The sequence below is a fragment of the uncultured Streptococcus sp. genome (assembly GCF_963528215.1).
In the GTDB taxonomy this organism is placed as follows: domain Bacteria; phylum Bacillota; class Bacilli; order Lactobacillales; family Streptococcaceae; genus Streptococcus.
The window spans coordinates 46960-64120 of sequence record NZ_CAURVL010000001.1 but is presented as its reverse complement, the minus strand read 5'-3'; the positions used below and the strand labels follow the sequence as shown (position 1 = coordinate 64120).

General features: G+C 44.0%; 17 protein-coding genes, 1 pseudogene and 1 riboswitch. Of the genes and pseudogenes, 17 read left to right on the top strand and 1 reads right to left on the bottom strand.

Features of this window, described 5'->3' with window-relative positions; translation table 11 throughout:
• The first annotated feature begins 72 nt into the window (after positions 1 to 72).
• The 5 genes from RWS24_RS00305 to RWS24_RS00285 are packed head-to-tail and all read left to right on the top strand — an operon-like array spanning position 73 to position 3917.
• Positions 73 to 1014, top strand: a complete 942-nt coding sequence (locus tag RWS24_RS00305; RefSeq protein WP_032908233.1) for an ABC transporter permease — start codon at positions 73 to 75, stop codon at positions 1012 to 1014.
• On the top strand, positions 1007 to 1813 hold the full coding sequence (locus RWS24_RS00300; RefSeq protein ID WP_314364458.1) for an ABC transporter permease: 807 nt from the start codon (positions 1007 to 1009) through the stop codon (positions 1811 to 1813). The genes RWS24_RS00305 and RWS24_RS00300 overlap by 8 nt, the downstream gene beginning before the upstream one ends.
• Positions 1801 to 2592, top strand: a complete 792-nt coding sequence (locus RWS24_RS00295; protein WP_314364456.1) for an ABC transporter ATP-binding protein — start codon at positions 1801 to 1803, stop codon at positions 2590 to 2592. The genes RWS24_RS00300 and RWS24_RS00295 overlap by 13 nt, the downstream gene beginning before the upstream one ends.
• Complete coding sequence (locus tag RWS24_RS00290) at positions 2579 to 3289, top strand: ATP-binding cassette domain-containing protein (RefSeq protein ID WP_314364454.1); 711 nt, start codon at positions 2579 to 2581, stop codon at positions 3287 to 3289. The genes RWS24_RS00295 and RWS24_RS00290 overlap by 14 nt, the downstream gene beginning before the upstream one ends.
• Before the next feature lie 52 nt (positions 3290 to 3341).
• Positions 3342 to 3917, top strand: coding sequence for a flavin reductase family protein (locus RWS24_RS00285; RefSeq protein ID WP_002915845.1), 576 nt, complete (start codon positions 3342 to 3344; stop codon positions 3915 to 3917).
• Positions 3918 to 3950: 33 nt separating this feature from the next.
• On the opposite strand, the gene queG is transcribed toward RWS24_RS00285, so the two are convergent.
• A complete protein-coding gene (gene queG, locus RWS24_RS00280) occupies positions 3951 to 5093 on the bottom strand; it encodes a tRNA epoxyqueuosine(34) reductase QueG (RefSeq protein WP_314364452.1) in 1143 nt (380 codons plus the stop codon).
• Positions 5094 to 5276: 183 nt separating this feature from the next.
• On the opposite strand from queG, the gene RWS24_RS00275 reads away from it, so the two are divergent.
• The 12 genes and pseudogenes from RWS24_RS00275 (at position 5277) to RWS24_RS00220 (ending at position 17096) form a co-directional block, all read left to right on the top strand.
• On the top strand, positions 5277 to 5933 hold the full coding sequence (locus tag RWS24_RS00275) for a lantibiotic ABC transporter permease (RefSeq protein ID WP_314364450.1): 657 nt from the start codon (positions 5277 to 5279) through the stop codon (positions 5931 to 5933).
• A gap of 303 nt (positions 5934 to 6236) precedes the next feature.
• Positions 6237 to 6960, top strand: a pseudogene (locus tag RWS24_RS00270) (hypothetical protein).
• A 306-nt stretch (positions 6961 to 7266) separates the two neighbouring features.
• On the top strand, positions 7267 to 8583 hold the full coding sequence (locus RWS24_RS00265; protein WP_314364449.1) for a haloacid dehalogenase-like hydrolase: 1317 nt from the start codon (positions 7267 to 7269) through the stop codon (positions 8581 to 8583).
• A gap of 39 nt (positions 8584 to 8622) precedes the next feature.
• Positions 8623 to 9057, top strand: a complete 435-nt coding sequence (locus tag RWS24_RS00260) for a EutP/PduV family microcompartment system protein (protein ID WP_080555648.1) — start codon at positions 8623 to 8625, stop codon at positions 9055 to 9057.
• 64 nt (positions 9058 to 9121) lie between these two features.
• Positions 9122 to 10216, top strand: coding sequence for a threonine-phosphate decarboxylase CobD (gene cobD / locus RWS24_RS00255; protein ID WP_314364447.1), 1095 nt, complete (start codon positions 9122 to 9124; stop codon positions 10214 to 10216).
• Positions 10209 to 11075, top strand: a complete 867-nt coding sequence (locus tag RWS24_RS00250; protein WP_314364445.1) for a kinase — start codon at positions 10209 to 10211, stop codon at positions 11073 to 11075. The genes cobD and RWS24_RS00250 overlap by 8 nt, the downstream gene beginning before the upstream one ends.
• A 1-nt stretch (position 11076) precedes the next feature.
• Positions 11077 to 12144 carry a nicotinate-nucleotide--dimethylbenzimidazole phosphoribosyltransferase gene (gene cobT / locus RWS24_RS00245; protein ID WP_314364443.1) on the top strand — a complete coding sequence of 356 codons (1068 nt, stop codon included), beginning with the start codon at positions 11077 to 11079 and terminating at the stop codon, positions 12142 to 12144.
• Positions 12145 to 12156: 12 nt separating this feature from the next.
• Positions 12157 to 12756 (top strand): cob(I)yrinic acid a,c-diamide adenosyltransferase, encoded by a 600-nt coding sequence (locus tag RWS24_RS00240; RefSeq protein ID WP_314364441.1) that lies wholly within the window; start codon positions 12157 to 12159, stop codon positions 12754 to 12756.
• 261 nt (positions 12757 to 13017) lie between these two features.
• Positions 13018 to 13166: riboswitch (adenosylcobalamin (AdoCbl) riboswitch) on the bottom strand.
• A 310-nt stretch (positions 13167 to 13476) separates the two neighbouring features.
• Positions 13477 to 14619 (top strand): 1-propanol dehydrogenase PduQ, encoded by a 1143-nt coding sequence (locus RWS24_RS00235; protein WP_314364440.1) that lies wholly within the window; start codon positions 13477 to 13479, stop codon positions 14617 to 14619.
• 96 nt (positions 14620 to 14715) lie between these two features.
• On the top strand, positions 14716 to 15060 hold the full coding sequence (locus tag RWS24_RS00230) for a BMC domain-containing protein (protein WP_002898216.1): 345 nt from the start codon (positions 14716 to 14718) through the stop codon (positions 15058 to 15060).
• A 24-nt stretch (positions 15061 to 15084) separates the two neighbouring features.
• Complete coding sequence (locus tag RWS24_RS00225) at positions 15085 to 15660, top strand: ANTAR domain-containing response regulator (RefSeq protein WP_004188108.1); 576 nt, start codon at positions 15085 to 15087, stop codon at positions 15658 to 15660.
• Complete coding sequence (locus tag RWS24_RS00220) at positions 15660 to 17096, top strand: histidine kinase N-terminal domain-containing protein (protein ID WP_314364437.1); 1437 nt, start codon at positions 15660 to 15662, stop codon at positions 17094 to 17096. The genes RWS24_RS00225 and RWS24_RS00220 overlap by 1 nt, the downstream gene beginning before the upstream one ends.
• The last annotated feature ends 65 nt before the right edge of the window (positions 17097 to 17161 follow it).

Here is a 17161-nt window from a genome sequence, read left to right as displayed (position 1 = left end):
AAATTTTAATATAAAGGGAGTAGTGCTGCTAAGTTGAAAAGCTTATCAGCCGCCCCTTTTCTTTTAAGGACTATGAAAAAAGATTTATTTAAAAAAATAGTTTCTTTCTTAGCTGCTCTATTGATGATATCAGTATTGACCTTTCTCTTGGCCAAGCTATCCTCGGCGGATCAAGCAGAAAATTATCTAAGGGTATCTAAGATTCAAGTGACTCCTCAATCCTTGGAAAAAGCCAGAGATTATCTGGGACTCAATCAGCCTTGGCCCCAGCAGTATCTAGGTTGGCTGACTAAGGCCCTTCGTGGGGATTTTGGAACATCTTATCTCTTAAAGGTTCCTGTCCTGCCCTTGGTGCTGGAGCGTTTCCAGTCGACCCTTTCTCTGGGCTTGACATCCTTTGCTCTCATTTTGCTTACGTCCATTCCTTTGGGGATTTTTAGTGCAGTCTACAAGGGTTCTCTCTTTGATAAGGTCACTCGCTTTCTATCCTTTTCCAGTGTTTCCATGCCCAGCTTTTGGCTAGGTTACATGCTGATTGTAGTTTTTGCTGTTCAGCTCAGATGGCTGCCAGTTTCGGGCAAGCAGGACCTTAGCAGCTTGATTCTTCCTAGTCTGACCCTCAGTATGTCATTGATTGGCCAATATACTGCTTTGATCCGCAAGGCCGTGCTGGAGCAGATGAACAGTGTTCATGTCGAAAATGCCCTCCTGCGCGGAGTCAGTAAGTTCTTCCTGGTCAAGAATCATCTCTTGAGAAATTCACTGCCAGCTATTGCGACAGGCCTGAGCCTGACCTTGGTCTATCTTCTGACAGGATCCTTAATTGTCGAAGAAGTCTTCTCTTGGAATGGTGTCGGTTCCCTCTTTGTAGATGCGCTGCAGTCTGTGGATCTGCCGATTATTCAGTGCTGTATGCTTTTATTTGGCCTATTATTCTTGGGAAATAATATTCTAACCCAGCAGCTGCCGCTCTGGATCGACCCTAGAGTCAGAAAAAGGAGGAGCAATGTCTAAACGATTTATGTTTTCAAGTGTCATTTTGCTGGCTCTCTTCATTTGCGCTCTCTTTGCACCCTATCTATCTTCTTTTGATCCCCAGCATGTAGAGATTTCAAATAAACTGATGCCACCTGATGCTGCTCATCCGTTGGGAACGGATCAGCTGGGCAGAGACGTCTTGTCTCGTCTGCTTCACGGAGCCCGCTACTCCCTTTTCTTATCCCTGACCATCAGTCTGCTGGAAGTGGTCATCGGTGTGACAGTCGGCTTGCTGATTGGATGGTATCAGGGAAAGGCTGAAGCGACCTTCTTATGGTTTGCAAATGTTATTTCTGCCTTTCCAAGCTTCCTGCTCTCTTTAGCTACCGTTGGGATATTGGGACAGGGAATGACCAATATGATTTTAGCCATTGTCATCATAGAGTGGGTTTACTATGCTCGGGTGACGGCCAATCTGGTCAAGAGTGCCAAGGAGGAAGCCTATGTCATTTCTGCCCAGACTATGGGACTCTCCCAGTTCCATATCCTCAAAACCCATATCCTGCCCTTTATCTACAAGCCTATTTTGATTATAGTGCTCATGAATATCGGGAATATCATTCTCATGATTTCTGGCTTTTCCTTTCTGGGAATCGGTGTCCAGCCCAACATTACCGAGTGGGGTATGATGCTGCATGATGCTAGAAGCCATTTTCAAACAGCAACTTGGATGATGCTGGCGCCCGGCCTGGCTATCTTTCTGACTGTGGTCGCCTTTAATCTTTTTGCCGAATGCTTTGAAGAGAAAGGCTGGAAACAGATATGGAAAAAATAGCAGTAAAGAAACTGACAGTCCAAATCGAGCAAAAGACCATTCTGCAGGACATCAGCTTTGAAGTGGAGGCAGGGCAGTCTCTGGTCATTATCGGGGAAAGTGGGTCTGGCAAAACCCTCTTGACCAAGATATTGATTGGGCAGCTGCCTCGATCCTTGAGTATGGAAGGAAAAGTCCACTATGGTTCCATGGCTTTGGAGCGAAATTCTCTCAAAGCTTGGCAGCAGCTGCGAGGCAGTCAAGTGGCCTACATGTCGCAAAATCCGATGGCTATGTTTAATCCTTTTCAGACTATTCAAAGTCACTTTTGGGAAACCATGCGCAGCCATAGCAAGATTTCAAAAGACGCTTGTCTGGCTAAGGCAGTAGCTTCCATGAAAGGGGTGCGACTGGGAGAGCCGGAAGAGCTCTTGAAGAAATATCCTTTTGAGCTCAGCGGCGGTATGTTGCAGCGGGTCATGCTCGCTATCTTGCTTTGCCTAGAGCCAGAGACCATTATATTGGATGAGCCTACTTCAGCGCTGGATATCCATAACCGAGAGCAGATTATCCTTATCTTAAAGGAGCAGCTAGCTAAGGGCAAGACCCTCATCACAGTGACCCATGATTATCATTTGGCGCGAGAGCTGGGAGGCGAGATGCTTGTCATGTATCAGGGGGCTATCATGGAGGAAGGGTCAGTGGCCAAGCTCCTTGAAAGTCCTTCGCAATCCTATAGCCAAGACCTTATCTTAAGAAATCCATACGAACGGTTGGTGAGAGACGATGCTGGAATGTAGACATGTATTTAAAAAATTCGATGGCAAAATAGTTGTCAAAGACTGCGATTTCACCGTCCAGAAAGGTGAAATTATCGGCCTGATGGGCGAGAGCGGCAGCGGTAAGAGCACACTGGCGAAATTGCTGCTTGGTCTAGAAAAACCTAGCCAGGGTGAGATCCTGCTGGATGGCCAGCCCTACTCAGTCAAAAAGTCAGGGGTAAGAATCTTGCTGGTTTTTCAGGACTCGCTTCACTCAGTCAATCCGAACTTTACAGTCGAGCAGGTCTTGACAGAGGCGCTGCCAAAAGATGTGGCTAGAGAAGAGATAGAAGCCATTCTAGAAGACGTCGGCATGGACAAAAGCTTTCTGAGTCAGCCAGCGCGCCAGCTCAGTGGAGGCCAGCTCCAACGGATTTGCATCGCCCGCGGTCTGCTCTTGAAGCCAGATATTCTCATCTTTGATGAGGCTTTGAGTGGTCTGGATCCCATTGTTCAAGGCAGGTTGTTACGCCTCCTATATGATTTGTGGGAGAAATACCAGCTGACCTATCTTTTCATCTCGCATGACTTCAAGCTAAGCTACGCTCTCTGTCACCGGATTTTGGTCATGGCAGACGGGGAAATCGTTGACGAGATAAAGGACTTTGAGCTTCCTATCCAGGCTCATCGCCCCGTGACAAAAAAGTTGATAGGCGACAAGGGACATTTCAGTTGATGCATGCCCCAGCCAGCTAATCTATTTTAGAATTAAAAATAAAGGAACATATATGAAACGTACATTTGAAACGAGAAAACTTTACTTCGGCTTTCCGGTCTTCTTTTTAGGCTATAAGGACGATGTCCACGGTTATAATATTTCGACTTCAAGCTCGGTTTATTCCTTGGGCAGCATGATGGTTATTGCCATGCGTACTAAGGGAAATGCCATTACAGAGATTACCAAGCACCAGCAATTCACAGTCAATGTCCCAGAGAAGGATTTGACCAAAGAGTCTGAAATTGCTGGCTTCAACAGCCGCAAGGACAAGTTTGCCCTGACAGGTCTTAGCTACACAATCGGCGAGACTGTGGATGCTCCGCTGGTAGACCAATGCCCTGTATCCATTGAGTGTCAGGTGCTGGATATGGTCGAATGCGGTGCCTTGACCAATGTCATCGCCCGTGTCACTCGGCGCGTGGTAGATGAGGAGTTGATTGATGAGAATGATGCTTTCCGCAGCGACCGCTTTTCCCCTATCAGCTACATGGGAGATGGTGATGGACGGCTTTACCGCTATTTCAGCGACGAGTCAGTCAAGATGGGCTCCATTATCAAAGAAATCCGAAAACAAGAAGAAAAATAAAGAAACCGCTGAGATTTGAAGAATCTCAGCGGTTTAGTTTTCTATCACAATTTTTTCTTCTAGGTCAAATTTCTTTAGGAAACGGCCTTGCTCTTCTTGGATTTGCGGAGTTGGATTTTTGATGCCCATGACCAGTTCTATCATTTCTGGATGGGCCTCACGCACCAGCTGACTCAGAGCCCAGATAGCTGTAGTGACATGAATCGGATTTTGCCCCTTGTCGATAATTTCCAGCATTTTGGGAATGGCAGAGCGATCATTGGCATTTGCCAGAGCGATAATGGCATTGCGCTGAAGGATGTTTTTTCCCCGCCAACTGCCGGCTACATGACCGAATTTCTCCTTAAACTGACCGTTGGAAAGCTCCAAGAAAGGCAGGAGCTCGGGATGAGAAAGGTCGGGATCAATCTCTGTTGCGAGCGGATTATCCAAGCCTTTATTGTAAGGGCAGCAGATTTGGCAGATATCGCAGCCATAGATGACCGTTTTAATCTTCTTGCGAAATTCCAGATCCATGACGCCCTTGTCCTGAGTCTGAAAGGATAGACAGCGCTTGGCATTCATGCTGCCGTCACCAATCAGGCAGGAAGTGGGACAGGCTGTCACACAGCGGTTGCAGTCTCCGCAGCCGTAGTCGACAGGCTGATCAGGCTCGATGTCCAGATTGGTGATGAGCTCTCCTAAAAACATATAGGAGCCAAATTCCTTGGAGATGACCAAGCCGTTCTTGCCGATAAAGCCGATTCCTGCTCTTTGGGCTACGGCGGTATCGACCAAGGCGCCCGTGTCCACCATGCCCTTGTATTCAAAATCAGCGGTCAGCTCTTCGATTCCCTTGGCAAGCCGGTCCAGCTTGTCCTGCAGGACATAATGGTAGTCCAGCCCCCAGCTGTTGGGGGTGAATTTGCCCCGCTTGTAGGCCGTTTTCTGAGGCTGCTGCTTGAGCTTGTGGGGGTAAGCGATTGCGATAGAGATAATGGTCTTGGCTGAGGCTAGACTGAGCTTGGGCTTGATCCGCTCCTCGATGTTTTTATGTTCAAATCCTGAATTTCGCCCTTCTTCTACAGCCAAGCGCAGCGACTTCTCCAGATAGTCGAAATCATCCGCTGTCGTAAAGCCAATCTTAGAAATCCCAATTTCTTTTGCTAAGTTAATAATTTCTTCTTTGATGTTCATCCTTACTATTATAGCGGAAAAATGCCAACTTGGCGAATGATTGAGAAAGGGAATTATCCTATAGAGATATACCTATAGTTTTATAAGACTTCCTTAGCCTATATACTGTATGATATAATGAAATGTGGAATTTTTTTATAGAAAATTTCGCAAAGTTTAGGGGAAATTTTATAAAGTTAAACAATGGGAGTTTACAAAATGAAAAAGAGATATTATGAATTTTTGAATGTTCTTGTTACGGATTGTAATCCAATCAGAAACTTAGATTTTTATAAGGCTGGTTTAATTGAGGTATTTTTTATCTCACTGGTATCTATCGTTTCTATTTTCTTGCGAGGTGAGATGCATGAGCGGAGCATGATGGTCATGAATTTTACTATCATTCACGCGCTTATTTTGTTCCTGGCCTTTTTACTCTTCCAAAAGTTTTTTGATATTAAAGCTTTGCAGCTCATTCCGACCAGCTCTTACCTATTTCTGCATTTTGAATTGCTTTTTTGGGGCTCCATCTTTTTTGGTGAGAACCACTTAGCATTTTTTATGATTTTTATCATACTCAGCTTGTCTTATCAGTTGATTAATTTGCTCTATCAGATGGTGATCATTTCAAAATTGAGATATTTTGAACAGAAACAAAAGATCAATATTTTGCAGATTCACGCCATCGTCCTGTGCTGCTTGTCAGCTGCAGTAGCAGTCATCACTCGCTTGTTTATGCTGTCAGGACTCTATATGATTATTGCCTTGGTAGGTTTGAGCATCGCATTGACGCCCTTGTATCTATTGGGCTATGCACAAGTTTTCACTGGCTGGAGAAATCAAGTGCCTGAAAAATGGTAGAATTAAAGGGGATTGTCTAAGAAACGATTTCCCTTTTTTTATTAAGAGGGAAGCTGGAAATATGAACGTATCCTCTAGAACTGGATTGTTTATCAAGAATGATTTAAAATGGATAAGAGTAATTAATACTGAGAAGCTTAGAAGAAACAAAAATATCAATACAGGAGCTGCGAAATGAAGAAAAAATATTACGATTTTTTGAATATGATTATTATAGATTATAGACCAATAAATAATTCAGATTTTTACAAATCTTTTCTAATAGAACTAATGGCTTAAACTAGTGGAAGGGTGGTCTCGTTAATGGTAAAGATAAATAGAAAAGATAAAGTAAATATCACTAATATAGAAAAAGAAAGATACCATGGTCCATTGATTACACATGGTGTCAGTTTAGGTTATATTAAATTATATCCATGGATTGGTTTGGCATTAAGCGGTTTTATGTATTTGGTTGGAAGTTATGAAGATTATCTAGGTATCTTTAAAGGACTTTCTTTGCTTTGCGGTCTTGTGAATATATTGGGTATTATCATTTCTTTTATTCCCTATTTAATAAGTGCATGGAAGATTTTAACATATTATTTAATAGCCCTCACAGTGTTAAGCTTAGTGATAGGTCTAAATTTTATTGGTTTACTAATGGTTATTTCAGACGGTAGTCCTATAGGAGGCAAGGAGATATATCAATCCCCTCTCACTCCATTTTATGTAATATTGATGATGTTCCTTTTTATCTTTGCTTGTGGCCTCTATGCTTGGTATTATCTCCCAAAGAATCAAGGAAAAGTCTGGGCTTTTAATCAAGTAAAAGAAGGAGATAGAAAGAAAACATGGTGGAATAATTTTGCTGTAGCTTTTGCAGGGGCAACAATCATTCCTTCTCTCCTAACGGGTTATATTCAGAATGCCTTTGGTGTTTTATTGGGAATTTTGTTAACCTTGACTTTGCCAGCTGTTATGGTAGATGCGTTTTATGCAGCTATTTAATATAAGGAATCATCCGAAAAGTGATGAACTGATTTGAGGTGTTTTTAGTAACTGACAAAAAGTTGAGTGGTGTTCCGAATATCTCCTATTTAGTTAAACAGTTATAGCGTTTATATTCTAAAAGTTTGCTAAGGTAGAGAAATAATTTTTCTCTGCCTTTATTTTTTACAAATTTGAAAGCGCTTCATTGACAAAGTTAATCAGATAGTTTATAATATAATAACAGTATAGAAAATGGCAAGGAAGCCTGATTTGATCGCAATGAAGCGAGTGTTTCAGAATCAAAGGGGTTTTCTATGCCATTTTTTTGCGCACTATTATTTTTTTATGGAGGATTGTTTCTATGCGGACAAAAGGAATTGTGCTGCTTTGTAGTTTGGCTTTGCTTCTGGGAGCTTGTCAAGCGGGGAATAATAAGACGACGACGGAGTCATCCTCGGCTAAGACGGAGACAACAGATAAGGACAAGGCTAAGACTTTGGATAAGGGCGTCTGGGAAGACAAGCTTTATGCCCGTCTGACCAAGCTCATCAAGGAGAATGGGAACACCAGCTCTACCTACGATAAAAATAAAAAACCTTATGCCGTCTTTGACTGGGACAATACGACCGTCATTAATGACATTGGCGAAGCAACCTTTACCTATCAAATTGAAAATCTGGCCTTTAAGATGACGCCGGAAGAATTTGACCAAGCAGTGCGGACCAATATACCGAGCGACGATTTTGTTGAGGATTTCCATAATAAAGATGGTGAACCAGTGAACATTGACAAGATTGCGGCTGACCTGCTTTCTGACTACACGGTTATTTACAATAGCTATAAGGGAATGCAAGGAGACAAGTCTCTGGAAGAAGTCAAAAAGACCGATGAATACCAAGACTTTGCTGCTAAACTCCGCTATCTTTACGAAGCGATTGGTGATACCTTCAGCTCTGACATCAGTTATCCATGGGTGACCTACCTCTATGCAGGTATGACTTCTGAAGAAGTTCAAGCTCTATCTGAAAAGTCTATTGACCAAGCTCTCCAAGACAAGCTGACTTCTGAAACTTGGGAAAGTCCAGAAGGCTTGAAAGGTGAGTCAGGCCAAATCACTGTGACCTTCAAGCGCGGTGTTCGCTCGGTCAAGGAAATGCAAAATCTCTACAAGACTCTGATGGCTAACGGCATTGATGTCTATATCTGCTCTGCGTCTTATATCGATGTGATTATCCCTTATGCTAGTAATTCTAAGTATGGCTACAATATTCCTAAAGAAAATGTCACTGCTATGCGCCTGAAAAAGGATGATCAGGGTGTGATTCAGCCAGAATATGATACCAACTATGCTCAGACTCAAGGTGAGGGCAAGACAGAGACCATCAAAAAGCTGATTGCTGTCAATCATGACAATCAAGAACCAATCCTGATTGCCGGTGACAGTAATGGCGACTATGCTATGCTCAAGGACTTCCCTAAACTGCAAATGGGTATTATCTTCAATCTTTTGAGAGATCCTAGCAAGGGAATCGGTCTTTTGCAAACTAAGGCAATTGAAACTTACGGTCAGGAAGATGCACTTTACTACCTGCAAGGCCGCGATGAAAATAAAGGTGTACTGCTCAACGGCAGGGAAACTATCAAACTAGATAGTAAGGAAGCCCAGCTAAGCAGATAGCAGGCAGTTCCCTGTCATAGAGAGGAATGGATGCAAAATATGAAAAAAATCATGTTTGTCGGTCCAGTCGGAGTGGGTAAGACTACTCTGACCCAGCGACTGAAAGGCTTGGAGCTAAGCTACTTTAAGACTCAGGCCATTGAGTTCTATGATGCCATCATTGACACGCCTGGAGAATTTCTCCAGCATCGTAAGTATTATAATGCTCTGAACGTGACAGCAACGGAGGCTGATGTGATTGGTCTCTTGGTGGCGGCTTCCAATCAGATGCAGACCTTTCCTCAGGGTTTTTCTTCCCTCTTCAATAAAGAAGTGATTGGCATTGTTACCAAGATTGATATGGCTGAACAGCCGGAGCAAATCGAAAAAGCACGGCGACAGCTGAAAGCGGCTGGAGCCAAGGAAATTTTTGAAATATCAGCGACGGAAAACGAAGGAATTGACCGTCTCCAGGCTTATCTGGAGGCAGACTAAGGACGAAAAAGCCGAATATGGTATACTAGATTCTAACAAGGAAACGAGGAAGGAATGTCTATTTATGAAAGTAGAGCACGGTGGAAATGCGGCAGCTTTGGCTGAGGAATTTGGTTTTTCTCTAGAAGACTGTCTGGATTTCAGTGCCAATATCAACCCTTTGGGAATTTCTCCGCGGCTGAGGATTTGTCTGACCGAATCCATTGATTGGCTGGTTCATTATCCAGACATCAGCTACAGCCACTCCAGAGAGCTTTTGGCACATCATCATGGCCTAGAAAAGGACAATGTCCTGCTGGCAAATGGTGCGGTAGAAGTCTTTTATGAGCTGGCCCGCTTCCTGCGTCCAAAAACGGTCCTGACTCTGAGCCCTACTTTCATGGAATATGAAAAAGCCTTTTCGCAAGTGCAGGCCAAGGTGGAGCGCTTTAGCCTTCCTTCTCCATCCTATGAGTGGAATCTAGCTGACATGTTGCCGGCCTTGGATTCACTGACTGCAGGAGACGCTGTACTCATCTGCAATCCCAATAATCCGACAGGTACCCTGATTCGGTGTACTGAATTAGAAAAGTTAGCTGACTACCTGCAGGAGCGGCAAATCTTTTTGATACTGGATGAGGCTTTTATGGACTTTCTGGACGATGAGGAGTCCTATAGCTTCGTATCATGTCTGGCTACCTATCCAAATGCAGTAGTGGTGCGGTCTCTGACCAAGTTTTATGCTATTCCTGGTCTGAGGCTGGGCTATGCTCTTAGCTGCCATCCAACTTGCTTTGATGAGATAGAGGGGAGTCGCGCTCCTTGGTCGGTCAATGCCATGGCGGATCAGGCCCTGCCTGTCCTTTTGGAGGATCAGGACTATCAGCAAGCTACCAAGCAGTGGCTTCGAGTAGAAAGAGATTTTCTTTTTCAAGGACTGACTGCATTTCCACAGATTCGGCCGGTCAAGCCTAGTGTCAACTATATCTTCTTTGAGTATCTAGGTCGGCTGGACCTGCGTCAGGAGCTTCGGCAGAGAAAGATTTTTATCCGTTCCTGTCAAAATTATCATGATCTGACAGACCGGCATTACCGTATAGCCATCCGCAGCCATCAGGAAAATGAACAGCTTCTGGCTTGTCTGACAGAAGTCTTGGCGAAAGAGGCTCCTTATGACTAAGGGAATCGTGTCTTGTCCAGGTTCCTGCGGTGAGTTATTTCAAGGTTTAGTAGGAGAGCAGGAAGTCCTGCTCTCCTATGGGATTGAGAAGCGCAGTCGAGTGAGATTGGACGGAGCTTCGTCTCTCGCAAGGCAAGTCCAAGGTGAAAAGGTAAGGCGAGCTTTGGAGCTCCTGCCTGAGTCCAATGTTTTCTCTTTTGTTCAGGAGTCAGACCTGCCCATCAGCAAGGGCTATTCTAGTAGCACAGCAGATATGGTTAGCTGCCTGCAGGCAGCTGCTCTGGGGCAGAAGCAGCTTCTAAAAGCAGCGGATTTGACGCGTCTCTGTGCCAAGATTGAGCCTACTGACTCGGTGGCTTTTGCGGACTGGACGGTCATTAATCCCCTGACTGGTCGAGTGGTCTGGCAGACAGACTGGCGACCGGAGCTCTATGTTTATATCTTGGAGCCTGTGGAGATGGTGACAACTCTTGACTTGGTTCGGATGAAGGACAGTCCTAGCTATCCGCTTGAGGAGTCCAAGCGCTTGCTTCCTCTCTTTCAGGCGGCTTGTCAGGAGAAGAGTTTGGAAAAACTTGGCCATTTAGCGACCTATAGTGCTTTGTTGAATAACCAACGGCTGCCCAAGCCCTATCTGGAAGAATTACTGAATTTGGTAAAAAAATACCAATGCTTAGGGCTCAATGTTGCCCATAGTGGTACATTGGTTGGTTTGTTGCTGAACAGGGAACAGCTAGCAGTCTTGCCTCAGTTAGAGGCTGAACTAGCTCGCTCAGCCAGTGGGGCTTATTATCAGACTCGGACCTTGAGCAGGATTATTTTTGAAGGGGTGCAGCCGGTCAGGGAGGAGACAGACTAGTTTGAAAGACTTAGAAAAAATTATTGAGCAGATTCTTCCGATAGACAAAGACAAGCTTCAAGAAGGCCAGCGCTACTGTGATCAGCTAGGAAAGCCGCCAGGCTCCTTGGGAAAGCTCGAGACTATCTATGCTCGCTTGCATGCTATGTTTTCTGGTCCTATTGATTTAGAGAAAAAGATTGTTCTCGTCTACGTGGCAGATAATGGCATTGTGGCTGAAGGTGTTTCTGCCAATCCTCAAGAAACGACCTATACTGTTGCTCGAAATATTCTAGCAGGGAAGTCAGGCTTGTGCGCTATTTCCAAGCATGCTGGTTCAGACATCTGCCTGGTAGACATTGGCTGCAAGAAGGATATCTTTGAGGAAAATACGGACAAGGTTTGTCATGGGACGCGCAATATGCTCAAGGAGCCGGCCATGACCCGCGAGCAGGCTATAGCGGCAATTCTAGTCGGCTACAAGAAGACAGAGGCCTTGATTAAAGACGGCTATTGTCTCTTTGGAACTGGAGAAATGGGGATTGGCAACACCACCACCTCAGCTGCTGTTATTGCTGCAGTTCTCGGTCTTAAAGCAGAAGACGTCACAGGCTATGGAGCTGGTCTGACTCAGGATATGAAGGCTCATAAAACAGCCATTATTCAGCAGTGTCTGGATCGTCACGCTCCTTATGGAGATATTCTGGATCTGACCGCTAAGCTTGGTGGGCTAGATATGCTGGCTATGGCAGGCACTCATCTCGCCTGTGCCCGCTATCAGCTGCCATGTGTAGTGGACGGTCTTATCTCTCTGACGGGGCTTCTGATTGCCCATCAGCTGACTCCTCATGTCTTGGACTATAGCTTTGCTTCCCATGCTTCGACGGAGCCTGCTTACAGACTGGTCAGTGACTTTCTAGGACTGGAGCCCATGCTTTTGCTGGACATGCGACTGGGTGAAGGCTCAGGCTGTCCTTTGGCTTTCTTTCTGCTGGAAAATGCTGTCTATACCATGGAGCATATGCCAACCTTTGCAGAAGGCAGCTTGAAAGAAGAAGATTATGTTGATATTCGCAAAAATGTGACTTAAAGGAGAAAAAATATGCAACTCTATACAAAAACAGGTGACAAGGGCTTGACCAAGCTAGTTGGCGGTCAAAGTGTCGCCAAGGATGCAGAACGGGTTAATGCTTACGGGACCATTGATGAGCTGAACTCTTGGATTGGTTATACTATTACCAAGCTGGACAAGGATGATAAGCTGAGAGATGAGCTATTTCAGCTGCAGCATTATCTCTTTGACTGTGGTTCAGACCTCTCTACACCAAAGGGAGTTTATCCCTATAAGGTTGATCAGCAGCTAATTGACTGGATTGAGGAGAGGATTGATACCTACGCAGAAATTCCACCAGCTTTGGAAAGGTTTATCCTGCCGGGCGGTGACGAGATTGCTTCCATGATTCATGTGGCTCGGACCATTGCAAGACGGGCAGAGCGTCATATCGTAGGGGCTATGTGGACTACAGAAATTAACAATAATGTCCTGATTTTTGTCAACCGTCTATCAGATTACTTCTTTGCCTTGGCTCGAGTAATCAACTTTACTAAAAATCAAGAAGACATCGCCTATGAAAGAGGTGCTAAGGTCTTCCACAATATCACCAAGGCAGATGTTGAGCGTTGGGCAAGCAAACGCCAGTGATAAAAAGAAACAGAAAAAGTTCTGTCTTTCCAAATTGACTTTTACCAAGTCTTGGAAGGACAGAACTTATTTTGATGTTCTAAAAAAAGAAAGCCGCCTATACATCATTGTATCTTCATGCTAAGCTTCGTTGATTAGCACTAGCTTTCCAATTATTGACTCTGCTCCTTTGCAGAAAGACAAGAGAAACCTCATCTTTAGAAAATTAACGTACTTAAACGTAGAGTCAATAATGGAAACTAAGCTAAAATGTTTGTTCCAAACTGACATCACTACCTTACATCGAGGCATGAAATCTACTAAAATTTAAGAATAAAGACCTGACTTAAAGCTGAAAAGCTTATCACAGTGGCGGGACCGCGCTGGATTTACACCAGACTTCCATATCCTTAAAAGTACTAAAATCAATTTCCTAGTAACTAGATTGTAACACCTTTCACAGGTAATTACAAGGAAAACGAATCAAATTTTAATAAAAATTTAATCCTTCAAACAAGCTTGTTTTTGAAAAGAGAAGCGGCACTAAAAACTTCTTATATTAATGACTTTTTCATTGCCATGAAAGCGCTTTTGTGTTATAATTCAATATAGTACAAAGGGGTACTGAAGATAAATAAGCAATGAAGCTATATGAAAATGCTGTGACGTGTGTAGGGGAGCAGTCTTATTTTCATATAGTTTCTTTTTGTTTAAAAATAGATACAACAGAAAGGAGAAAAGATGTATAAGATTTCCTATAAGACTGAATTGCATGTGGGCAAGGGCGCTCTGCAGCAATTAAGCCATTATAAAAACGAGCATATCTTAGTCGTTGCCGATCCTTTTTTGAAGACATCTGGCACGCTGGATGCTATTTTAGCCAACTTTGATGACAGCAATGATATTGTTGTTTTCACAGATATTGTGCCTGATCCGCCAATCGAAACAGTTGTGGCTGGTATCAAGAGTGCAGGAGACAAGCCAATCAGCATTGTGCTTTCTATTGGCGGAGGCTCTGCCATTGATGCTTCCAAGGCTATGTATTATTTTGCCAAGAAGCAGGGTGCCTTCTCAGAGGCTATTCTCATCGCCATTCCTACAACAAGCGGAACTGGATCTGAAGTGACCGACTTTTCTGTTATCACAGATGCAGACAAAGGCACCAAGTATCCGTTGGTGACCAGTGAAATTCTGCCAGATGTTGCTATCTTGGATGCGGATTTGGTTATGTCTCTTCCTAGCAACATCACAGCAGATACAGGAATGGATGTGCTGACTCACGCTATTGAAGCCTATGTATCCACTGAGGCGACCGACTTCTCCGATGCCTTGGCTGAAAAGGCGATTAAGCTGGTCTTTGAATATCTTCCTAAAGCCTACAAAAATGGTCAGGATGTAGAAGCGCGTGAAAAAATGCACGCAGCATCCACTCTGGCAGGGATGGCCTTCAATACGGCTTACTTGGGTATCAATCACAGTCTGGCACATGCGGCAGGTGCCAAGTTCCATGTTCCTCATGGTCGTTTAAACAGTATTTTAATGCCCCATGTCATTCAGTATAATGCTGGTATCGATCTCAATAATAGGGGCCGGCAGGCAGCGGACAAGACTGTAGCCAGCCGTTATCAGGATATTGCCAAACTACTGGGATGCAGTGCTTCAAGCCCTGTATCAGGAGTAAGACAGCTGGTTGAAGCCATCAAGAAGCTGCAGAGAAAGCTGGAGATGCCAACTTCTCTGAGAGAATACGGTGTGAAAGCAGATGTCTTTGCTCAGTACAAGGTAGAAATTTCAGAAGCTGCCCTGCATGATGGCTGTACTCCGACTAACCCTCGTGTCCCTACGGCAGAAGAACTGCTTAAAGTATTAGAGAAAGCGTTTTAATCCTCTGAATTGCTGTTATGCCAAAATTATTGTATAATGATTAAGAGCATGCAGTACACTTCTGAAGGTTTAAAATCATGAAGAAGGTTTACTAAATTGGAAGAAAAACAAAGAATGATACAGGAATACGTTCCTGGGAAACAAGTGACCTTGGCGCACCTTATCGCCAATCCTGATGAAGTCATTTTTGAAAAATTAGGATTGCAGGCAGAAATCAAGGATGCGATTGGAATCTTGACGATCACTCCGAGTGAAGCGGCCATCATTGCAGTTGATATTGCGACCAAGGCTGCGGATGTTCAAGTTGGTTTTGTGGATCGTTTCAGCGGCTCTGTTGTGATGACAGGTGACGTTTCTTCTGTTGAGGCAGCTCTCATTGCCGTTTTACAAGGTCTGGAAGAGATTTTAGGCTTCTCCAGCACTGTCGTAACGCGGACATAAAAAATCAAACTGTCGAGGGGAAGTATGAAGGGCAGAATACTAATTGTTGATGATGATCCAATTATAAGATTAGATATCCGAAATATATTAGAAGCAGCTGATTATGAAGTGGTGGCTGAGGCATCCGATGGCTTTGAGGCTATTGATTTGTGTCAGAAATATCGTTGTGACTTGGTCATGATGGACATCAAGCTTCCGCTTTTGGATGGCCTGACAGCAGGTAAGAAGATACTCGAAGATGCTTTAGCCTACAGTGTGATTCTACTGTCAGCCTACAGTGATGAACACTATGTTCAAAAAGCTAAAACCAATGGGATTAGTGCTTACTTGGTTAAACCTTTGGATGCCAAGTCCTTGATTCCTATGGTAGAGGTCTGCATTGAGAAAGGCCGCCAGCTTCAGCAGATGTCCAATGAAATGGTCAAGCTGTCGAAAAAGATAGACGATCGGATTGTGATTGAAAAGGCCAAAGGCTTGCTGATGGCTCGTGATCATTTGTCAGAGCCAGAAGCTTTCAAGCGCATTCGGACAATTAGTATGCAAAAGAGAGTGCCAATGATTGAGATTGCTAAATTGCTGGTGCTCCAAGATGATGTGTAATGATGTATAAAGATAAGATAAAGCAGCTTTGTCAGGAACAGACAAATTTGGATGAGGCTGATATCGAGCATCTTGTCCAACAGGCTGACGAATTATTGAAAAACTCAGCTTATGCCAATGAAGATGTCTTCATTGATGTAAAGAACATCTTTTCGGAACATGCCATTGTCATCTTTCACAAAAAACCGGAAAGCAAGCTCAGCTTGTACGAAAACTCGGTTGTAGGTGCTATGGCCTATCTGGAAAATGAGCCAGGTGTTATCCGGACCTTGGAGACGGGCGCTCCCTCGATAGGGCTTTCGGCCAGATCGCAGGAGGGCTTAGCCATCCATCAGACGGTCTTTCCGATAGTGAGAGAAGAGCGCGTCATTGGAACGCTGATTATCGAAAGAAATGCTCCCCAGACTTTACCAGACCACTTTTCTTTAGATAAAGAGGACGACGGTTTTGAGTTGCGGAGCACTCCTGAGATTTCAGCTCAAGAGCAGTTTGTTTTATTTGATCATATAGACGAAGCTTGTTTGGTCTTTGACCGGCAGGGCTATCTCAAGTATTTCAATCAGGCAGCTGCCGATTCTTATCGCCATAAGCTGGGCTATATGGACTCGATTGAGGGAATGCATTATAGCAATCTGGTCTTAGACAGTCTGACTTTTGAAGAAATCCAGCAACTGGGACCGCAAGCCCCTCAAGAAAAACCTCATCAAGTTGAGGTACATTATGGCACGTATTGCTTTTTGGTCAAACGCTATTTGCTGGCCGAGAGTGAAAATGTGGTCATGATCTGTAAGGATATTACAGACATCAAGGAAAAGGAAGCGCAGCTCTTAACCCATACAACTACCATTCGTGAAATGAACCATCGGGTAAAGAATAACTTGCAAACCGTTGTTTCCTTGCTACGACTACAGGCTCAGCAAAGTCCAGGAGCGGACACCAAAAAAGCTCTTAACGACAGTATGAATCGTGTGCTCTCCATAGCAGCGACCCACGAGCTCCTGTCTTCTCAGCAGGATGACAGCATTCAGATTGAGCATCTGCTGAAGAAAGTTATCGAAAATGTTCAGAGTTGTTTTTCCGGGCATAAGGAAATAACCCTGACCTACAGCCTGGAACCGGAACTCTGTCTCGACAGCAGCCGGGCCACTTCACTGGCGCTAATCGTCAATGAATTACTGCAGAACAGCTATGAACATGCTTTTAAGAACAAAAAAAATCCAGAAAAACCGCAAATCCGTTTGCAGGTTGGACTTAAAAATGATATAATAACTTTAAAAGTACTGGATAATGGTAGCGGTTACAATCAAGAGCATTCCTTTGAAAATCATCTGGGTCTACTCTTGGTGGAGCGCTTTGTCCAAGGAAAATTGTTTGGAACCTTGTCTATCCACTCAGACCATGAGGGAACGGCAACGACCATTCGTTTTAAAAAATAAATATTACCAGACTAACAATGATGTCAGTCGAAAAAAGCAATGACGCTTGAAGAATGTAAATGAAC